Below are 18,130 nucleotides of genomic sequence, written 5' to 3'. Positions count from 1 at the left end.
GTTCCTCTCCCCGTCGGGGAACGAAAGGTCGTTGCCGGCCACTAGACGCGGCCGTCTCCTTTCAGGGGCAATGAGGATCGCTCACCGCTAGGAGGTCACCGCGGCTGGTCGCAACGCGGAGCATGTCGCGCAAGGCCCCGGTCAGTTCCTTCGCCAGCCGTCGCAGCTCCTCCGGGCCCGTGTCCTGGTCGTCGAGCTTCTCCGAGACTTGCTCCAGCAGCTCGGCGGCCGTTCCCATTTGCACCGCCTCGATGTTGTCCGCAAGGCGGGACATGTAGCCGCCCCTGTCGTCGGTGCTCAGATAGCAGGGCTTGCCCTCCGGCCCCGACCATGGGAGGAGTCGCAGTCTGTTCGGTGCTGTCATGCTTGCGTCTGCCTCTCGTCGGTCATGTGGTGGGTGGTGAAGACCGCGTCGACACGGTCCCCCGGGAACACCAGAAGCGCGGCCTCGACGACTCGCCCGACGGCGTCGGTCGCGACGCGTGTGAGGGCGAGGACTGCCACGGCGGACCGGAGCCGGAGGGCCGAGGCTTCGTCCGGTGTCGGTGGGCGGGCACTTACCGTCTCCCGGACAGTTGGCGGCGGCGAGCTCAGGACGGCAAATCTCGTGGCTGTCTCCCGCCACGAGGACTCGTCGTCCAGCACTCCGGCCGGCGCCAGGCCGCGCGGAATGTAGATGCGGGCCAGCCCGTGCGGTGACTCTCCCTCGTGGCTGATGCAGAAGAACTCGGCGAGAGGGCTACCCGTCGGCACCTCCAGCAAGGTCGTCAGATGCCCCTCTGCCGGAACCGTGTTGGTGCGGACCGTGACACGCAGAGCTGCTTCAGCGGCGGTCCACGGGTCCAGCGTTCCCCATCCCCCGACGTACACGATCTTCCGCAGTGGGCGGCGGACGAAGTTGCCCTTACCGTGGATCTTCTCGACGAGCCCTTCGCCCTGGAGGACCGCGAGGGCACTCCGCAGTGTCACCGTGCTGACCTTGTATCGGTCGGCGAGGCCGAGCTCGGACGGCAGGCGTTCGCCGGGCTTGATGTGGCCTGTCGTGATCTGATGCCTGAGATCGTCGGCGATGTCGTGATAGCGCGATGGCACGGACCGGATCACCGCCTTCTCTGCATGCGAACGGCAGCGAGCCGGGTTCGCGCATGCATGGTCAGTAGTTCCCCTGACTCGAAGAGGAGTTGCTTGGCGCCTTGAGGGAGTTGGAAGAGGTCGCTCACCCGGCACGCTTGGCCACCGAGTTGGATGATGTCGCCCCGCTGCACGGTGGCCGCGGTGACCTCAACGTTGGATACCAGCGCGCCGCCAGGTGCCCAGCCGCTCACCGCTCTGTCTCCGTGGGCGTGGAGTGGCGGGACGCCGAGTGACACGGGCAGGCGCATGTCTCGTAGACAATCGGCAGGTCGACCGGTGCGGGGACCGGGGACGACTCTGCGCAAGCATGGTGTGTGCCGATACGGCAGGCCGCCGACCGGTAGGGAACGGCCGAGACCTCGACGGTGTGGGGCCGTTGGCGAGCAGGCATCAGCGGACCCCCGCCAGAGAGGACCAGGCCTCAGCAGGCAAGTGAGAAGCGACTACCACCGTGCGCGGCCGTGCTCGTCGCCCCCAAGCCAGCATGTACGGGCGGACGAGCGCGTTTTCCTCCCCCGCGAGCCGGTGACGGTGGTTCGCGGTATCGGGAGCCCGGCCCAGGACGACCATCAACGTGTCAGTGGGCGCAGGGACAACGAGGGCGGCCGTCGGCTGGGAGGGCCGTAAGGGACGGCGGTGCCTGCCCTTGGGGAAGTACCGCGCTCTGGTGAGCGAGACGGCACGGCGGATACGGTTGAGCACGCTGCTCAGCGCCTATCGCTGATGGCTCGGTCCCCCGACATCGCCCGTCGTGGGGACCGCTTTGTGTACGACCGCCCAGAGGGTGCGGTCGTTCAGGCTGGTGGCGAGGAGCCCGAACCGATCGGCCTCAGCCACCACTTCCAGGGCCTCCCGCCATAAGTCGGCGGAGAGCGACTCTGGCACCTCCGCTTGGACCGACGCGTACCGGAAGCGCTCCTCCACGCGCGCGGGAAGTCCGATGTCGGACAGCCGGGCAGCGATGGCCGCCGCGCTAACTCCCGAAGCGGGCACAGGGCAGCCTCCGTTAACCAGCGATCACTTTGAGTGAAGCTAGTTAACTAGGTTAGGGCTAGTGGACTAGATTTTCCATATGTCTGAGCAGCCGCCCTATCTCCGCATCGCTGACGAACTCCGGCGGCGGATCGCGGAGCATGTGTGGGAACCCGGGGACCGCCTGCCTTCCCGCACCCAGATCGGCCAGGAGTGCGGGGTGGGCGAGAACGTGGTCCGTCGGGCACAGGAGCTGCTGATCTCCCAGGGAGTGCTGGAGGGCCGCGCCGGATCGGGCACCTACGTCGCCGAGCCCCGGCAACGGGTCCGAGTCGTCCGGTCGTCGGCGCGAGAGCGGCCCGACGCGTCACCGTTCCGGGCGGACATGAAGGCCTTGGGCAGGCAAGGGGATTGGGAGAGCCGGACCGAAGCCAAGGTGCCGGCTCCGGCAGACGTCGCAGCGCGGCTCGGCATCGCCGAGGGCGACCTGTGCGTCCGGACGACGTACGAGTTTCTGGCCGACGGCAGGCCGATGCAGCTGTCGACGAGTTGGGAGCCGTACGACCTCACCGCCGGCACGCTCGTAGTCCTCCCCGAGGGAGGACCCCACGCCGGTACGGGGGTTGTGAACCGCATGGCCGCAATCGGCGTCACCGTCGGCCACGCCGTGGAGCAGCCGGAGCCGAGGCAGGCAACCGCCGACGAGGCGTCACTTCTCGGCATCCAGAAAGCCGCCCTTGTCACGCACATCCGGCGGACGTACTACAGCGACGACGGGCGGCCCGTGGAGACGGCAGACATCGTGGTCCCCGCCGCTCACTGCGAGATCGTCTATGAGATCCCGATCGATCGCCACCACTAGCCCTCGCGCGGGAGCCCTCGCGCGCCGGTCCGCTTTGCATCCTGCAATTTCGCGCCGGTCAGCTTGGCGCCACGGAAGTCCGCGTTGGTGAGGTCCGCTTTGGTCAGGTCCGCGTTCGTCAGGTCCGCGTGGCGAAGGTTCGCACCTGCCAGGTTTGCCTCACGAAGGTCCGCGTTGCTCATCTTGGCGTTCCGAAGATCTGTGTCGTCCAGCCAGGCGGACTGCAGGTCCACGCAGAATGCTGGCTCGATCTCCTGACCGGTCTCCGTAAGAATGCCTCCCCCACAGGTCATGTCTGTTTCACGAAGGTTCGCGCCTGTGAACACCGTGCCGACGAGGCTCGCCGCCGTCAGATCGGCCGCCCTGAGATAGGCCTCATCAAGATAAGCACTCTCTAGGTTCGCGTAGCTCAAGGACGCTTTGCGGAGGTTTGCGCCGCTCAGAGTGGCCCAGCGGAGGTCGGCGTCGGACAGGTCAGCCTCCGGGAGGTTGATGGAGGCCTTGCCGGTGAAACGGAGGCCGCGGAGGTCGGTATAAGTCAGGTCGATGATCGTCTCGCTGTCCCGTTCTGGGCGGCGTCTGGCCAGCGTGGCGATCGCCGCCTGGACATCAGCCTTAGGTCTGTGATCGTCGCGGCTGGCAGCCAGTGGTTCCCTGAGGCTTTCGGTACTCGATCCGGCATGCCGCTGTGCAAAGGCGGCCAGCACGGAGACGACCGTGGGGTGGTCACGGACGGAGTCCTGCATGATGCGTTGCAGGGCGTAGATGCCGCCCAGCCGGACGTCTAGGGACTGCGATCCCAGATTGCCGATCGCGGCATTGAACCGGCTGGTGATCTGTCCATGCTCGGAGATCCGCAGTTCCTTGCTGGCCTGTCCGACCTGCATCCAGGTGAACAGCAGCGCGCCCAGAGCGGCGAGCCCAGGCAGGCTGACCGCGATCAGAGAGACCATCTGCATCCGGTCCCGGCCCTCGTACGCGGGCCCCGCCGAACGGCCATGGTGTCGACGCCGGCTAACGCGACGGCGCCGACGAGCGCTACGACGAAGCTCGTCGACGCTCAGTTTGCTAGCCACCCGCCCATCGCATCCCGCCTACCGAGCGGCAGCAACACTTACTACTCCGAGGAGACGGAAACCCAGGTCTGCCTGTTGATCAAACGAAACTCCCTAGCCGTAGCTCCGCACCTGTCGAAGTCGAATGCGTGTTGAAGGCTGATTGACGAGACGCCCAACGCCACAAGAGAAGCAGGTCAGCAGGGGTGTAAGACTCGTCCAGCCAAGCGCCTTCTAAGCCCTCACTACAAGCCTGCCGGTACACCCCAGCAGGCCCCTTCGCGCCGCGTGACCGGATCCGCTCTCTTGTTGATGCTTCATGCACGTGTCACACAGTTGGTAGGCGGTGACTGGGGGAGGGGAGCATTGCATGTCAGTGTTGGGTGGCTATCCGGTAGGGCCGTCGGCCTGGGCCGTCGAGCGGTTTGGGCGGCATGCCGGCGCGCTTGCTGCTGAGGTCCCGGTGCAGCTATCCAAGGCCCATGGGAAGGCTCATGCCGCACACCTTGCTGTAGGGCTGAAGAAGCGGAGTCCCTACGGTGTCGCCCTTGCGGGGTTGGTGCGCGAGAACCTGGCAGAGACCGCGCGCCAGCTGGGGGAGGCCGTGCGAGACGCGCGCGGATACGAGTACGCGGTGATCAACGATCACGCACTCTTCCCCTTCCGCTACGCGGACAGGCCGAGGCCCCTGGACCGAGCCCGATTGCCCGCCAATGCGTCGCCCACTCGGCACCGGCTGTTCCGGGCGCACGGGCCGCAGCCTCCAGAAGGCCTGTTCGACGTCGATGAGGACTTGGCGACCGAGGAGTACCTGGGGCTGCACGAAGCGTTCGAGGAGCTGGGGGCTTCCACCAGGTTGGTCTGTGTGTTCTTCACGGCTGACGCCGAGAACGGCATCCATGCCATTCACTGGGGCGACGCCCATCTCGAACCCGACCGCACCTTTACATGGCCGTACAGGGAACAGCTCCCGGTCGCCCCAGTGCAGATGGAATGACGGTCCGGGGGCGCCGCCACCTGGACACATCCGGCGAAGGCTGAGCGAGTCCTGGGCCGTCCCTGGGCCGTGCGAAGCCGACCAACGCCGACAGTCGGCACCCACGGGTGACCACCCCCACCCCGCTCTGGCCTGGGCCCCCAGAGTTGATCTGCCACACTGGAACGGTTATGCCTGCACCCGGAGAACTCACTTTCGTCGCCCCCCGCGGAGCCAAGAAGCCGCCGCGGCACCTTGCCGACCTCACTCCTGCCGAGCGCAAGGACGTCGTCGCTGCGATCGGCGAGAAGCCGTTTCGTGCCAAGCAGCTCTCGCAGCACTACTTCGCGCGGTACGCGCACGAACCGGAGCAGTGGACCGACATCCCGGCCGGGGCGCGGGCCAAGCTGCGGGAGGAGCTGTTCCCGGAGCTGATGACGGTGGTGCGGCATCTGTCGACCGACCAGGGCACCACGCGCAAGACGCTGTGGCGGCTGTTCGACGGGACGCTCGTCGAGTCGGTGCTGATGCGGTATCCGGACCGGGTGACCATGTGCATCAGCTCCCAGGCGGGGTGCGGGATGAACTGCCCGTTCTGTGCCACGGGGCAGGCGGGGCTGGACCGGAATCTGTCGACCGCCGAGATCGTGCATCAGATCGTGGACGGGATGCGTGCGCTCCGGGACGGGGACGTGCCCGGTGGGCCTGCCCGGCTTTCCAACATCGTCTTCATGGGGATGGGTGAGCCGCTCGCCAACTACAACCGGGTCGTGGGCTCCATTCGGCGGCTGACCGATCCGGAACCGGACGGGCTCGGGCTGTCCCAGCGCGGGATCACCGTCTCGACCGTCGGTCTCGTCCCGGCCATCCACCGGTTCGCCGACGAGGGCTTCAAGTGCCGGCTCGCGATCTCGCTGCACGCGCCCGACGACGAGCTGCGCGACACCCTCGTACCCGTGAACACGCGGTGGAAGGTGCGCGAGGTGCTCGACGCCGGCTTCGCGTACTCCGCCAAGTCGGGCCGTCGGCTGTCCATCGAGTACGCGCTCATCCGCGACATCAACGACCAGGCCTGGCGTGGTGACCGGCTCGGGCGGCTGCTCAAGGGCAAGCCGGTGCATGTGAACCTGATCCCGCTGAACCCGACTCCGGGCTCGAAGTGGACCGCGTCGCGTCCCGAGGACGAGAAGGCGTTCGTCGAGGCCATCGCCGCGCATGGTGTGCCCGTGACGGTTCGGGACACCCGTGGTCAGGAGATCGACGGGGCGTGCGGGCAGCTCGCCGCGACCGAACGGTAGTCTGATCGCCGTAGGTACATTTTCCTATGGCGTAAATACATCTTCATATTCCGACAGGGGAGCGCCACAGCGCTGAGAGTGCGGCATCGGCCGCAGACCCTCCGAACCTGGCCCAGGTCATTCTGGGTAGGGAGATCGGTCACCACTCGAGCTGTTGCGCCCTGCCCGGAGCCTTCCCAAGGGTTCCGGGCAGGGCCGCGTCTCTTCCTGGTCACCCCCAGGAGGAATTAGTGAGCATCACCAAGAAGTCCACGGTGAAGTCCGTGGCCCTGGCCGTCGGGCTGGGCCTCGTCGCGCTGCCCGCGCTGTCCGCGTGCGGGTCGTCCGACACCGACGGCGGCGACGGCGGCGGCGGGTCCAAGACCGTCACGCTCGTCAGCCATGACTCGTGGGCCGTCTCGAAGAGCGTCCTCGCCGCCTTCGAGAAGCAGTCCGGCTACAAGGTCAGGGTCCTGGAGGACGGCGACGCCGGGCAGGCCGTCAACAAGGCCATCCTCACCAAGGACAACCCGCAGGGCGACGTCTTCTTCGGTGTCGACAACACCCTGCTCTCGAGGGCACTGGACAACGGGCTGTTCCAGTCCTACGAGGCGAAGGGCTCCGACCTGGTCCTGCCCGAGTACCGGGTCGACCAGGACCGGCACCGAGTCACCTCCGTCGACACCGGCGACATCTGCGTCAACTACGACAAGGCGTACTTCAGCAAGCACAAGCTGGCCCCGCCCAGCTCGTTCGACGACCTGATCAAGCCCGAGTACAAGAACCTCCTCGTCACCGAGAACGCCTCCGCCTCCTCGCCCGGCCTCGGCTTCCTCCTCGGCACCGCCGCCAAGTACGGCGACGACGGCTGGCAGGACTACTGGAAGAAGCTGAAGGCCAACGGCGTGAAGGTCGTCGACGGCTGGGAGCAGGCCTACAACGAGGAGTTCTCCGGCTCCGCCGGCGGTAAGAAGGCCAAGGGCGACCGGCCGCTCGTCGTGTCGTACGCCTCCTCGCCGCCCGCAGAGGTGATCTACGCCGATCCGAAGCCGACGACCGCGCCGACGGGTGTCGCGACCGGCACCTGCTTCCGGCAGGTCGAGTACGCGGGTCTGCTCAGCAACGCCGAGAACGCCGAGGGCGGCAAGGCGCTGCTGGACTTCATGCTGACCAGGACGTTCCAGGACGACATGCCGCTGAACATGTTCGTCTACCCGGTGCGCGAGGCTGCCCAGGTCCCGCCGGAGTTCGTGAAGTACGGCCCGCAGGCCAAGAACCCCGAGACCCTGGACCCGTCGAAGATCGCCGACAACCGTGACGACTGGGTCAAGTCGTGGACCTCGCTCGTACTGAAGTAGCCCCTCGCAAGGGCACCTTCCGTGAGGGACGCACGCGGAGCGCGGCGGTGCGGCTCGGCCTCATCACCGTGCCCGTCGCGTTCTTCGCGGTCTTCTTCGCCCTTCCCGTCGCCGCGATTGTCGCGCGCGGCCTGAAGGTCGACGGGGTCTGGCAGTTCGGGCGCCTCCTGGACGTGCTCGGACAGTCCGACATCCGGCACGTCCTGTGGTTCACCACCTGGCAGGCGCTCGCCTCCACCGCGCTGACCCTGCTGATCGCGCTGCCGGGCGCCTACGTCTTCGCCCGCTTCGACTTCCCCGGCAAACAGATCCTGCGGGCCGTGGTGACCGTCCCGTTCGTGCTGCCGACGGTCGTCGTCGGTACGGCGTTCCTCGCGCTCGTCGGCCGCGGCGGACTCCTCGACGAGCTGTGGGGCGTACGGCTCGACACCACCGTGTGGGCCATCCTGCTCGCGCATGTCTTCTTCAACTACGCCGTCGTCGTACGGACGGTCGGCGGGCTCTGGTCGCAGCTCGACCCGCGGCAGGAGGAGGCCGCGCGGATGCTGGGCGCGTCACGCCTCACCGCCTGGCGGACCGTCACCCTCCCGGCCCTGGGCCCCGCCGTGGCCGCCGCCGCGCTGATGGTCTTCCTGTTCACCTTCACCTCCTTCGGTGTGGTGCAGATCCTCGGCGGCCCGACGTTCTCGACGCTCGAAGTCGAGATCTACCGGCAGACGTCGGAGATCTTCGACCTGTCCACGGCCGCCGTCCTGACGATCGTCCAGTTCCTCGCCGTGGGCGCGATCCTCGCCGTGCACGCCTGGACGGTACGGCGACGGGAGAGCGCCCTGCGCCTGGTGGACGCGTCGGTGACAGCGCGGCGGCCACGCGGCGCCGGGCAGTGGTCGCTGCTGGCCGGTGTCCTGGTCGTCGTAGCCGTGCTCCTGGTGCTGCCGCCGGCCGTGCTGGTGCAGCGGTCGCTGGACGCGCCCGGCTTCGGCTACTACCGGGCGCTGACCAGTGCCGACGGCGGGGTCTTCCTCGTCCCGCCCATCGAGGCGATCGGCAATTCCCTGCAGTACGCCGTCGTCGCCACCCTCATCGCCGTGCTGATCGGCGGTCTGGCGGCGGCCGCGCTGACCCGACGGGACGCGGGCCGGTTCGTACGCGGTTTCGACGCGCTGCTGATGCTGCCGCTCGGGGTGTCCGCGGTGACGGTCGGGTTCGGGTTCCTGATCGCACTGGACGAGCCGCCGCTGGACCTCAGAAGCACGTGGATCCTCGTCCCGCTCGCCCAGGCGCTGGTCGGAGTGCCGTTCGTCGTACGGACCATGCTGCCCGTGCTGCGGGCCGTGGACCAGCGGCTGCGCGAGGCGGCTTCGGTGCTGGGGGCGTCGCCGTGGCGGGTCTGGCGTGAGGTGGATCTGCCGATGGTGCGGCGGGCGCTGCTGATCGCGGCCGGGTTCGCCTTCGCGGTGTCGCTGGGCGAGTTCGGGGCGACCGTGTTCATCGCGCGGCCCGACAACCCGACGCTGCCGGTGGCCGTGGCGAAGCTCCTCGGGCGGGCCGGAGATCTCAACTACGGGCAGGCAATGGCCCTTTCGACGATTCTGATGATCGTGTGCGCGGTGGCGCTGCTGGTGTTGGAGCGGCTGCGGCTGCGCACCGACCGGACCGGGGAGTTCTAGATGCTGCTGAGCCTTGCGGACGCGACGGTCCGGTTCGACGGGCGGGCCGTGCTGGACGGGGTCGGCCTCGACGTCGCCGAGCACGAGATCGTGTGCGTGCTGGGGCCGAGCGGCAGCGGCAAGTCGACGCTGCTGCGGGTGGTGGCCGGGCTTCAGTCACTGGACCAGGGCCGGGTGCTGCTCGACGGGCGGGACCAGGCGGGGGTGCCCGCGCACAAGCGGGGCGTCGGCCTGATGTTCCAGGACCATCAGCTCTTCCCACAGCGGGACGTCGGCGGCAACGTGGCCTTCGGGGCACGGATGCACGGCTCCTCGAAGGCCGAACAGGCGGATCGGGTAAGGGAGTTGCTCGACCTGGTGGGACTGCCGGGCGCCGCCCGCCGTGCCGTCGCCTCCCTGTCCGGCGGTGAGCAGCAGCGCGTGGCGCTGGCCCGTGCGCTCGCGCCCCGGCCGCGGTTGCTGATGCTGGACGAGCCGCTGGGCCAGCTCGACCGCTCGCTGCGGGAGCGGCTCGTGGTCGAACTGCGGGAACTGTTCGGCCGGTTGGGCACCACCGTGCTGGCCGTGACGCACGACCAGGGCGAGGCCTTCGCGCTCGCCGACCGGGTCGTGGTGATGCGGGACGGGCGGATCGCCCAGACCGGTACGCCTCTTGAGGTGTGGCAGCGTCCGGTGGACGAGTTCGTCGCCCGCTTCCTCGGCTTCGACAACGTCGTCGAGTCAACGGTCGCCGGGGAGGCCGCGGACACCCCCTGGGGCAAGCTGCCGGTGGGCGAGGGCGCCGCACAGGGCACCCGGACGCTTCTCGTACGGCCGGCCGGGGTGCGGCTCGTGTCCCCGGACTCGGGGTTGCGCTGCACGGTCACGGCGCGCACGTTCAGGGGCACGCATGTCGCCGTGCACCTCCAGCCGGAGGACGCGCCGCGCCTGGAAGCGGCGTGTGCGCTGCGGGAGGCGCCCGAGGTCGGGGACGCCGTCGGCGTGGAGTTCGACGCGGCGGAAATTGTGCTGCTGGGCTGATCACCCCGCACATAGGGTGCGGGGCATGACGTCTCTCCCGCACGACCGTTACTGCGACGAGATCGCCCACCAGGTCGGCCTGTTGAGGGCCGTCGTGACCTCGGGCGCCGACCTGTCGGCCACCGTGCCGACCTGCCCGGACTGGTCGCTGGAGCAGCTCGTGCGGCACACGGGCGGGGCCCTGCGCTGGGTGGAGCTGACCGTGCGGACCCGGGCCGAGGAGGAGATTCCGGAGGAGCAGGTGCCGGGGATCGCCGGCCCCGAGGGCGAGGGTGACGCCGCCGCGCTCGACGCCTGGCTCGCGCAGACCGGCGAGATGATCGTCGGCACGCTGCGGGAGGCCGGTCCCGACGCCAAGGTGTGGGGCTGGGCCGGGGTGCTCAACGCCGGGTTCTGGGCCCGCCGTATGACCCACGAGATCACGATCCACCGCGCGGACGCGACACTCGCCGCCGGCCTGCCCTTCGAGGTCGCGCCCGACATCGCCGCCGACGCGATCGACGAGTGGCTGGAGATCGTCGAGTGGGCGCAGCGGACGCTGCCGGACGATCCGGCGCGGGAGCTGTGCCGGCCGGGGAGCAGCATCCATCTGCACGCCACGGACAGCACCCCCGAGCTGAATGCCGAATGGTCCATCGACCTCGACCACGACGTCATCGCCTGGCGGCGCGGCCACGAGAAGGCGACCGTCGCGCTCCGCGGCCCGCTCACCGCCGTACTGCTCGCCTTCTACCGTCGGCTGCCGCTGGACAGCCCGGAGTTGGAGGTCCTCGGCGAGCGGGAGCTGCTGGAGTTCTGGCTGGAGCGGGCGAAGTTCGGCTGACAGGCGTGGGGCGTGGCCCCGGGGAACAGGCGTGTGGCCCGCCCCCGGGGAAGGGGACGGGCCACAGCGGTGGTGCTCTACGGGCGCGTCAGCGGTCGCTGCTCGCCCCGCGGCGCCGCAGTCCGAAGAAGACCGCGCCGCCACCGATGGCGACCAGGCCGACCGCGATGCCGGCGATCAGGCCGGTGTTGGAGTTCGCACCGGTCTCGGCGAGGTTGGAGTCATCGGTCGCCGGGGACGGGGCGCTGCCCGTGTCCGCGGGAGCGGTGCTCTCGCTCTCCGAGGGCGTCGGAGCGGGGGTCTCCTCGGCCGGGGTCGAGGCGGAGTCCGACGGGGTCGGGGTGCCCGACGGAGCCGGCGGCTCCTCCTCTTCCTTCTTGCAGGCCGTCGACGGGGTCGTGAGGTTCGGCTTGATGTCCTCGTCGACGTAGCCCGCGGCCTTGACGTGGACGCGGTACTCGGCGTCCGGCTTCCAGTTCTCGGCGAAGGTGATGGTGACACCCTCGCGGGAGCCCTTGACCACCTGCTCGCCGACCTTCTTCAGGTCGGCGCCGTTGTTCTGCAGGTAGACGCTGATGGTCGCGGGGATGCCGCTGGGGTCCACGTCGGTGACCGTGATGACGCCCTTGTCGCCGTCGCACTTGGCTTCGGCGGCGAATTCACTGATGTTGCAGGCGAGGGCGTTGCCCGCGAGGCCGAGCGCGAGTGCGGCGGAGGCGGACGCAACACCAAGAGCGCGCACGGAGCGCGCAACAGTACGGCGGTTTATGGACACGTTTGTCCTTACGAGTTGCACCACTGAGGGGGGTTGAACGAGGCGGCGATGGGACACATCACCGTCCCCAGGAGTCTCACAGGTTTATAAGCGTGGCATAAGCAGTGTCAACGCATATGCCCTCCGCACGCGTTGGCTTTGCCCTCTTATTGCTCGCCGAGGCGTTTCAGCGCCTGCGGAGCCTGCTCGATCCGGTCGACCAGGGCGATACGGGACTCCATCGACCGATCCCGGGCGAGGGCCTGCAACAGCGGCCAGGTCGGCAGCTTCTGAGTCCAGTGGGCCTTGTTCACGAGCACCATGGGGGTGGGCTCGCCGCGCGACTCGTAGTAGTTCGGCGTCGCGTTGTCGAAGATCTCCTGCACGGTGCCGGCGGCGCCCGGCAGGAAGACGACGCCCGCGTTCGAGCGGGCCAGGAGGCCGTCCTCGCGGGTGGCGTTGGCGAAGTACTTCGCGATGTGGGAGGCGAAGGGGTTCGGCGGCTCGTGGCCGTAGAACCAGGTCGGGATGCCGACGGAGCGGCCGCCCTGCGGCCAGCGGCTGCGCACCTCGAAGGCGGCCGTCGCCCACTCGGTGATCGAGGGCGTGAACAGGGGCGCCTTCGCCAGGAGTCGGAGGGCGTCGCCGAGCATCTCGTCGTCGTGCGGGGCGGCGTACGCGCCGAGGTTCGCCGCCTCCATCGCGCCCGGGCCGCCGCCGGTGGCGACCGTGAAACCGGCGCGGGCCAGTTCCCGGCCGAGCCGCGCGGCGCCCTCGTACGCCTCCGTGCCGCGGCGCATCGCGTGGCCGCCCATGACGCCCACCACCCGGGCGCCGGACAGGAGTTCGTCGAGCGCGTCCGATATGGAGTCGTCGTGGATCGCACGGAGCATGGAGGCGTGGATGTCGCGGTCGGCCTTGGTCCGCTGGAACCAGGCATACGCGTGGGCGTCGGGCGTGTTCTCGTAGCCGTCCGCCAGTGACGCGAAGAGATCGTCGGGCGAGTAGACCAGGCCCCGGTACGGGTCGAAGGGCAGGTCGGGGACCGGCGGGAAGACCAGGGCGCCGTCCGTGCGGATCTTCGCCGCCGCGTCCTCGCGCATCGAGCAGCCCAGGAAGACGGCGCCCGCCGTGTCCGCGGTGAGCAACTCGCGTGTACGGTCCGTCAGGTCGACGGCCTGGATACGGAATCCGGCGAGGGAGCCGCGCGCCGAGACGGTCGCGTCGAACTCCTCCAGCGTTTCGATCTCACGGTCGTTGTGGTGGGCCGCATGGGCGGGCATCGTCTGCACCCGCCCATGCTAGGCACCGGCCACGGGACGGCGGGGATCAGCCCTCGATGGCCGACGGGTCCATCCACACGACCTCCCAGGTGTGGCCGTCGAGGTCGTCGAAGGCGCGGCCGTACATGAAGCCGTGGTCCTGGGTCTCGCCGGTGACGGAGCCGCCCGCGGCGACCGCCTTCTCGACGAGCTCGTCGACCTTCTCGCGGCTCTCGGAGCTCAGCGCGATCAGCACCTCGCTGCTCTTGGTCGCGTCCGTGATCTGCTTCTTCGTGAACTGGGCGTACTTCTCGTGGGTGTGCACCATCGCGACGATGGTCTCGCTGATCACGACCGAGGCGGTCGTGTCGTCGCTGAACTGCTCGTTGATCGAGTAACCGAGCTCCGTGAAGAACTTCTTCGAGGCGCCGAGGTCGTTCACGGGCAGGTTCACGAAGATCATCTGCTGGTAGGCGGGGGCGGTCATCGTGGTCTCTCCCTCAGGTGGCTGCTGCTGTCGCTGCTGTTCGGTGGGATAGACCGGGGGTCCTGGCGGAAGTCATCGCCGGGCGGAGATTTTTTTCCTACGAGTTTCAGCGGGCCAGGGGCGCCGCGGCCAGTTCGGCCACGATCAGGGTGAGCGGGCAGAAGAAGACCAGCAGCGTGCCGGCGCGCAGGGCTGCCGCGCTGCGGAGCAACGCGGTGGGGGCGCCCAGGCGGAGCAGTGCGGCCGTGGTGTCCGCGCGGGCCTGCTTGGCCTCCACGGCGGCCGTGAGGAGGGTGGCCACGGCACAGCCGGTGACCACGGTGGCGCCGACGGCGGTGAGGGGCCCGATGGCGTCCCTGGCCACGGGGGCGGACAGGGGCGCCATGGCGTACGCCGCGGAGGCCACGGCGCAGACGACGCCGAGGGGGCGCCCGATGCGGGTGGCTTCGGCCATCAGGACACGGCCCGCGAGGAGGCGTACCGCGCCCGGGCGTACGGCCTGCAGGACGCGGCCGCAGAGGTGGGTGAGGCCGGGGGCTGCCAGGGCCAGCCCGAGGGCGGTCAGGAGCCAGCCGACCAGGACAGCCGCGGGGCCGGTGGGGAGGGCGGCGGGAAGGGTGAGGGGGGTGGGGGTGGCGGTGCGGCCCGCGTAGGCCTCCACGGCGATGCCTGCGGCGAGGACCGCGATGCCCCAGGGAAGGCCGGCGGGGGGCTTGGCGGGAGCCGGCAGGGGGGTCACGTGGTCCAGTGCTGGGCCGGCGTCGTCAGCCGCGGGGTCGGGCGCGCGGTCCGGCGCGGGTGGGGTGCCGTCGGTGTCCGGGGCGGGCGCCACTTCAGCGGTACGACTGCCCGCGGACGGCGCGGCTGCGCCCTCGCCGTCCTCCGCGGCGCCGGGCGCGGCCGTACGGCCCCGCCTCAGGTGGGCCCCGAACCTGCCGTACGCACCGAAGGTTTCCCGGGCCATCGACCTGCCGTACCCGCCAATGCCGCTGTACGCCCGCCCCGCGCCTCGTGCCCCGGTGGATCCGGGCTCCATGGGGCGCAGCACCAGTGCCACCGCCGTCGACGCGATGGCCGGGGTCAGGGACAGCAGCGTCAGGGCGGCCGGCAGGGGGAGGGGGGCGTTCGCTGCCAGGAACTGCGCTGCGGCGCCGTCGAAGGGCATGCCGGTCAGGTCGCCCCGGAGGTGGAGGAAGACGAGCAGCGCGAGCATCGAGCCGAGGGCGCAGGACAGGGCCGTGGTGGTGGCCGACACCAGCATCAGACGGGCCGGGCCCAGTCCGATCGCCGAGAGGCCGGGGCGGGGCTTGGTGCCGGGGTCCGTGCGCGCCACCGCGACCGCGAAGTGGATCGTCGCGGCCAGCGGGGGCACACACCAGGCAAGGCGGAGGACCGCCGCGGACGTGTCGGTGTGGGACATGGCGTAGCCCAGGGCGCACAGCAGCAGGAAGCCCGTGCCGGCCGACGCCGCCGCCAGGAGCAGGCGGCGCAGCTGTACGGCGGGCTGGGCGCTGCGGCTCAGACGGAGAGCGAGCACGCGGCCCGGCCTTCCGTCGCGGTGACCGGGGGCAGGTGCACCGTGTTCACGCGCCGTCCGTCGAGCAGGGCGAGGGTGCGGTCGGCGAAGGCCGCGTTCTCCGCGTCGTGGGTGGCCAGCACGACCGTGATGCCGTGCGAGCGGGCCGCTGTCGTCAGGGTGCGCAGGACGTGCGCGCGGTCGGCGCGGTGCAGCGGGGCCGTCGGCTCGTCGGCGAACAGGACCGTGGGGGAGGGGGCCAGGGCGCGGGCGATGCAGACGCGCTGGCGTTCGGCCTGGACGAGCTGGTGCGGGCGCTTGCGGGCCGCCTCGCCGACGTCCAGGCGGTTCAGCCACTCCAGCGCGGTCGTCTTGGCGCGGCGGCGGCTGGTGCCGCGCAGCATCAGGGGGAGCGCGGCGTTCTCCCAGACGTTCAGCTCGGGGACGAGTGCCGGGGCCGGGTCGATCCAGGTGAAGCGGTCCCGGCGGAGCCGTTCGCGCGCCATCGCGGTCATGGTGTGCACCGGCACGCTGTTGAACCAGACCTCGCCGCTGCGGGCGGGGGCCAGGCCGGACAGACACTGCAGGAGAGCCGTCTTGCCGCTGCCGCGGGGACCGGTGACGGCGAGGATCTCCCCCTCACGCACACCCAGCGAGACCCCGCCGAGCGCGGGGGAGCCGTCGTGGTGCGTGAAGTGCAGCGCGCGTGCCCAGAGCACGTCGTTGTCCGGCGGAGCCTCCATGGGCGTACACCTCGTCAGATCCGTAGTTCCCGGGCCGTTCCCCCGTGCGGGGGAACGAAGACAGGGCCGATCGGTTACCAGGCACGCTAAGGATCCGGGGGCGCAACGGCGGACAGCACGCGGCGGGGGTGCACCCTTCTCACTCCTACGGGTGCACCCCCGCCGTCGAACGAACCACGTACGGCTAGAGCTTGGTCCACGCCTCCGTCAGCGTCGCGCGCAGGATCTGCTCGATCTCATCGAACGTCTCCTGGTTGGAGATCAGCGGCGGCGCGAGCTGGACGACCGGGTCGCCGCGGTCGTCGGCACGGCAGTACAGACCGTTGTCGAACAGGGCCTTGGAGAGGAAGCCGTACAGAACCCTCTCGGTCTCCTCGTCGTTGAACGACTCCTTGGTCGCCTTGTCCTTGACGAGCTCGATGCCGTAGAAGAAGCCGTTGCCGCGGACGTCGCCGACGATCGGAAGGTCGTACAGCTTCTCCAGCGTCGCGCGGAACGCGGCCTCGTTGTCGAGGACGTGCTGGTTGAGGTTCTCGCGCTCGAACAGGTCGAGGTTGGCGAGGCCCACCGCGGCCGACACCGGGTGGCCGCCGAAGGTGTAGCCGTGCAGGAAGGTGTTGTCGCCCTTGTAGAACGGCTCGGCCAGGCGGTCGGAGATGATGCAGGCGCCGATCGGGGAGTAGCCCGAGGTCATGCCCTTGGCGCAGGTGATCATGTCCGGGACGTAGCCGAACTTGTCGCAGGCGAACATCGTGCCGAGGCGGCCGAAGGCGCAGATGACCTCGTCCGACACCAGCAGGACGTCGTACTGGTCGCAGATCTCGCGCACCCGCTGGAAGTAGCCGGGCGGGGGCGGGAAGCAGCCGCCCGCGTTCTGGACGGGCTCCAGGAAGACCGCGGCGACGGTTTCCGGGCCCTCGAAGAGGATCTGCTGCTCGATCTGGTCGGCGGCCCAGCGGCCGAAGGCCTCCGGGTCGTCACCGAAGATCGGGGCGCGGTAGATGTTGGTGTTCGGCACCTTGTGCGCGCCCGGGACCAGCGGCTCGAAGGGGGCCTTCAGGGCCGGCAGACCCGTGATGGACAGGGCGCCCTGCGGGGTGCCGTGGTACGCGACCGCGCGCGAGATGACCTTGTGCTTGGTGGGCTTGCCGGTCAGCTTGAAGTACTGCTTGGCCAGCTTCCAGGCGGTCTCCACCGCCTCGCCGCCGCCGGTGGTGAAGAAGACCTTGTTGAGATCGCCCGGCGCGTGGTCGGCCAGCCGCTCCGCCAGCTCCACGGCCTTCGGGTGGGCGTAGGACCAGATCGGGAAGAACGCGAGCTCCTGCGCCTGCTTGAAGGCGGCGTCGGCCAGCTCGACGCGACCGTGCCCGGCCTGCACCACGAACAGGCCGGCGAGCCCGTCGAGGTAGCGCCTGCCCTTGTCGTCGTAGATGTAGGTGCCCTCGCCCCGGACGATCGTCGGGACGGGAGCCTTCTCGTACGAGGACATACGCGTGAAGTGCATCCACAAGTGGTCGTACGCGGTCCTGCTGAGGTCCTGAGGGCTGTTGGTGCTCACGGTTATCGGGTCCTCACGGTTATCGGGTTCCCCACATGTAGGTCTGCTTCTTGAGCTTGAGGTAGACGAAGCTCTCCGTCGAGCGCACTCCGGGGACGGCGCGGATGCGTCGGTTGATGACGTCCAGGAGGTGGTCGTCGTCCTCGCAGACGATCTCCACCATCAGGTCGAAGGACCCGGCGGTCATCACCACGTACTCGCATTCGGCCATGGCGGTCAGTGCGTCGGCCACGGACTCCACGTCGCCCTCGACGTGCACGCCGACCATCGCCTGCCGGCGGAAACCCACGGTGAGCGGATCCGTGACGGCGACGATCTGCATGACGCCCTGGTCGAGCAGCTTCTGGACGCGCTGGCGCACGGCCGCCTCGGACAGGCCGACGGCCTTGCCGATGGCGGCGTACGGCCGGCGGCCGTCCTGTTGAAGTTGTTCGATGATGGCGAGGGAGACGGCGTCCAGCTGGGGACCGCCGTTCCTGGACTCGCGGGAGTCCCTGTGCTCTGCGCTTCGACTGGCCACGACGTCACTGTGCACGACGTCTCGACAGTTCCGCAAGGCCGATGCGATGAAATTCGTTGTTTGCGCGACCGAGACCTGCGGATTTCGCAGAAGAGGTGCCAGTGGGGGTGTTGAAAACGTGGGTCAGCCGATTAGGGTGGGTG

The 18,130-nt window shown here is 69.4% G+C and carries 19 protein-coding genes and 1 riboswitch; of the genes, 7 read left to right on the top strand and 12 right to left on the bottom strand.

Annotated features, from left to right (window positions below; genetic code table 11):
- Positions 1 to 61: 61 nt before the first annotated feature.
- The 4 genes from OG331_RS16090 to OG331_RS16075 all read right to left on the bottom strand — a co-directional run bounded on the left by OG331_RS16090 (position 62) and on the right by OG331_RS16075 (position 2,127).
- Positions 62 to 364, bottom strand: a complete 303-nt coding sequence (locus OG331_RS16090) for a hypothetical protein (RefSeq protein WP_406196643.1) — start codon at positions 362 to 364, stop codon at positions 62 to 64.
- Positions 361 to 1,092, bottom strand: coding sequence for a GntR family transcriptional regulator (locus tag OG331_RS16085; RefSeq protein WP_406196641.1), 732 nt, complete (start codon positions 1,090 to 1,092; stop codon positions 361 to 363). Before OG331_RS16085 ends, OG331_RS16090 begins: the two co-directional genes overlap by 4 nt.
- An 8-nt stretch (positions 1,093 to 1,100) precedes the next feature.
- Complete coding sequence (locus tag OG331_RS16080; protein WP_406196639.1) at positions 1,101 to 1,325, bottom strand: hypothetical protein; 225 nt, start codon at positions 1,323 to 1,325, stop codon at positions 1,101 to 1,103.
- A 523-nt stretch (positions 1,326 to 1,848) separates the two neighbouring features.
- Positions 1,849 to 2,127: a hypothetical protein gene (locus tag OG331_RS16075; protein ID WP_406196636.1), complete on the bottom strand. Its 279-nt coding sequence runs from the start codon at positions 2,125 to 2,127 to the stop codon at positions 1,849 to 1,851.
- Between the two features lie 79 nt (positions 2,128 to 2,206).
- Here OG331_RS16075 and OG331_RS16070 point away from each other — a divergent pair, with 79 nt between their 5' ends.
- Entirely contained in the window at positions 2,207 to 2,968 is a 762-nt protein-coding gene (locus tag OG331_RS16070) for a GntR family transcriptional regulator (protein ID WP_406196633.1), read from the top strand.
- On the opposite strand, the gene OG331_RS16065 is transcribed toward OG331_RS16070, so the two are convergent.
- A complete protein-coding gene (locus OG331_RS16065; RefSeq protein WP_406196631.1) occupies positions 2,965 to 3,921 on the bottom strand; it encodes a pentapeptide repeat-containing protein in 957 nt (318 codons plus the stop codon). The genes OG331_RS16070 and OG331_RS16065 overlap by 4 nt on opposite strands.
- A 472-nt stretch (positions 3,922 to 4,393) precedes the next feature.
- Here OG331_RS16065 and OG331_RS16060 point away from each other — a divergent pair, with 472 nt between their 5' ends.
- From OG331_RS16060 to OG331_RS16035, 6 genes are all read left to right on the top strand, one after another.
- Complete coding sequence (locus OG331_RS16060; RefSeq protein ID WP_406196628.1) at positions 4,394 to 5,020, top strand: hypothetical protein; 627 nt, start codon at positions 4,394 to 4,396, stop codon at positions 5,018 to 5,020.
- Positions 5,021 to 5,190: 170 nt separating this feature from the next.
- Positions 5,191 to 6,297: a 23S rRNA (adenine(2503)-C(2))-methyltransferase RlmN gene (gene rlmN / locus OG331_RS16055; protein WP_406196625.1), complete on the top strand. Its 1,107-nt coding sequence runs from the start codon at positions 5,191 to 5,193 to the stop codon at positions 6,295 to 6,297.
- A gap of 45 nt (positions 6,298 to 6,342) precedes the next feature.
- Positions 6,343 to 6,448, top strand: a riboswitch (TPP riboswitch).
- 79 nt (positions 6,449 to 6,527) lie between these two features.
- Complete coding sequence (locus OG331_RS16050; RefSeq protein WP_406196622.1) at positions 6,528 to 7,634, top strand: thiamine ABC transporter substrate binding subunit; 1,107 nt, start codon at positions 6,528 to 6,530, stop codon at positions 7,632 to 7,634.
- On the top strand, positions 7,610 to 9,304 hold the full coding sequence (locus OG331_RS16045) for an ABC transporter permease (RefSeq protein ID WP_406196619.1): 1,695 nt from the start codon (positions 7,610 to 7,612) through the stop codon (positions 9,302 to 9,304). Before OG331_RS16050 ends, OG331_RS16045 begins: the two co-directional genes overlap by 25 nt.
- Positions 9,305 to 10,324: an ABC transporter ATP-binding protein gene (locus OG331_RS16040; RefSeq protein ID WP_406196617.1), complete on the top strand. Its 1,020-nt coding sequence runs from the start codon at positions 9,305 to 9,307 to the stop codon at positions 10,322 to 10,324. It begins immediately after the preceding gene.
- A 25-nt stretch (positions 10,325 to 10,349) separates the two neighbouring features.
- Positions 10,350 to 11,147 (top strand): maleylpyruvate isomerase family mycothiol-dependent enzyme, encoded by a 798-nt coding sequence (locus tag OG331_RS16035; protein ID WP_406196614.1) that lies wholly within the window; start codon positions 10,350 to 10,352, stop codon positions 11,145 to 11,147.
- Between the two features lie 88 nt (positions 11,148 to 11,235).
- On the opposite strand, the gene OG331_RS16030 is transcribed toward OG331_RS16035, so the two are convergent.
- The 7 genes from OG331_RS16030 to OG331_RS16000 form a co-directional block, all read right to left on the bottom strand.
- Positions 11,236 to 11,889 carry an LAETG motif-containing sortase-dependent surface protein gene (locus tag OG331_RS16030; protein ID WP_406196612.1) on the bottom strand — a complete coding sequence of 218 codons (654 nt, stop codon included), beginning with the start codon at positions 11,887 to 11,889 and terminating at the stop codon, positions 11,236 to 11,238.
- A gap of 179 nt (positions 11,890 to 12,068) precedes the next feature.
- Positions 12,069 to 13,193 (bottom strand): LOG family protein, encoded by a 1,125-nt coding sequence (locus tag OG331_RS16025; RefSeq protein ID WP_406196609.1) that lies wholly within the window; start codon positions 13,191 to 13,193, stop codon positions 12,069 to 12,071.
- 37 nt (positions 13,194 to 13,230) lie between these two features.
- Positions 13,231 to 13,650, bottom strand: coding sequence for a VOC family protein (locus OG331_RS16020; RefSeq protein WP_406196607.1), 420 nt, complete (start codon positions 13,648 to 13,650; stop codon positions 13,231 to 13,233).
- Positions 13,651 to 13,756: 106 nt separating this feature from the next.
- Entirely contained in the window at positions 13,757 to 15,187 is a 1,431-nt protein-coding gene (locus tag OG331_RS16015; protein WP_406196604.1) for a hypothetical protein, read from the bottom strand.
- Positions 15,169 to 15,909 carry an ABC transporter ATP-binding protein gene (locus OG331_RS16010; protein WP_406196602.1) on the bottom strand — a complete coding sequence of 247 codons (741 nt, stop codon included), beginning with the start codon at positions 15,907 to 15,909 and terminating at the stop codon, positions 15,169 to 15,171. Before OG331_RS16010 ends, OG331_RS16015 begins: the two co-directional genes overlap by 19 nt.
- Before the next feature lie 184 nt (positions 15,910 to 16,093).
- Positions 16,094 to 17,467 (bottom strand): aspartate aminotransferase family protein, encoded by a 1,374-nt coding sequence (locus OG331_RS16005; RefSeq protein WP_406196600.1) that lies wholly within the window; start codon positions 17,465 to 17,467, stop codon positions 16,094 to 16,096.
- 19 nt (positions 17,468 to 17,486) lie between these two features.
- Positions 17,487 to 18,002: an Lrp/AsnC family transcriptional regulator gene (locus OG331_RS16000; RefSeq protein ID WP_406196597.1), complete on the bottom strand. Its 516-nt coding sequence runs from the start codon at positions 18,000 to 18,002 to the stop codon at positions 17,487 to 17,489.
- Positions 18,003 to 18,130 lie beyond the last annotated feature (128 nt).

Origin of the sequence: Streptomyces sp. NBC_01017 (assembly GCF_045162795.1) — a bacterium.
In the GTDB taxonomy this organism is placed as follows: Bacteria; Actinomycetota; Actinomycetes; order Streptomycetales; family Streptomycetaceae; genus Streptomyces; species Streptomyces machairae.
This window is presented reverse-complemented; position numbering and strand designations above follow the sequence as displayed.

Bases quoted from the DNA above. Each gene is read 5' to 3' on its own strand.
- OG331_RS16090 (WP_406196643.1), bottom strand. From the start codon at position 364: ATGACAGCACCGAACAGACTGCGACTCCTCCCATGGTCGGGGCCGGAG.
- OG331_RS16070 (WP_406196633.1), top strand. From the start codon at position 2,207: ATGTCTGAGCAGCCGCCCTATCTCCGCATCGCTGACGAACTCCGGCGG.
- OG331_RS16065 (WP_406196631.1), bottom strand. From the start codon at position 3,921: ATGGTCTCTCTGATCGCGGTCAGCCTGCCTGGGCTCGCCGCTCTGGGC.
- OG331_RS16060 (WP_406196628.1), top strand. From the start codon at position 4,394: ATGTCAGTGTTGGGTGGCTATCCGGTAGGGCCGTCGGCCTGGGCCGTC.
- rlmN (WP_406196625.1), top strand. From the start codon at position 5,191: ATGCCTGCACCCGGAGAACTCACTTTCGTCGCCCCCCGCGGAGCCAAG.
- OG331_RS16040 (WP_406196617.1), top strand. From the start codon at position 9,305: ATGCTGCTGAGCCTTGCGGACGCGACGGTCCGGTTCGACGGGCGGGCC.
- OG331_RS16035 (WP_406196614.1), top strand. From the start codon at position 10,350: ATGACGTCTCTCCCGCACGACCGTTACTGCGACGAGATCGCCCACCAG.
- OG331_RS16020 (WP_406196607.1), bottom strand. From the start codon at position 13,650: ATGACCGCCCCCGCCTACCAGCAGATGATCTTCGTGAACCTGCCCGTG.
- OG331_RS16010 (WP_406196602.1), bottom strand. From the start codon at position 15,909: ATGGAGGCTCCGCCGGACAACGACGTGCTCTGGGCACGCGCGCTGCAC.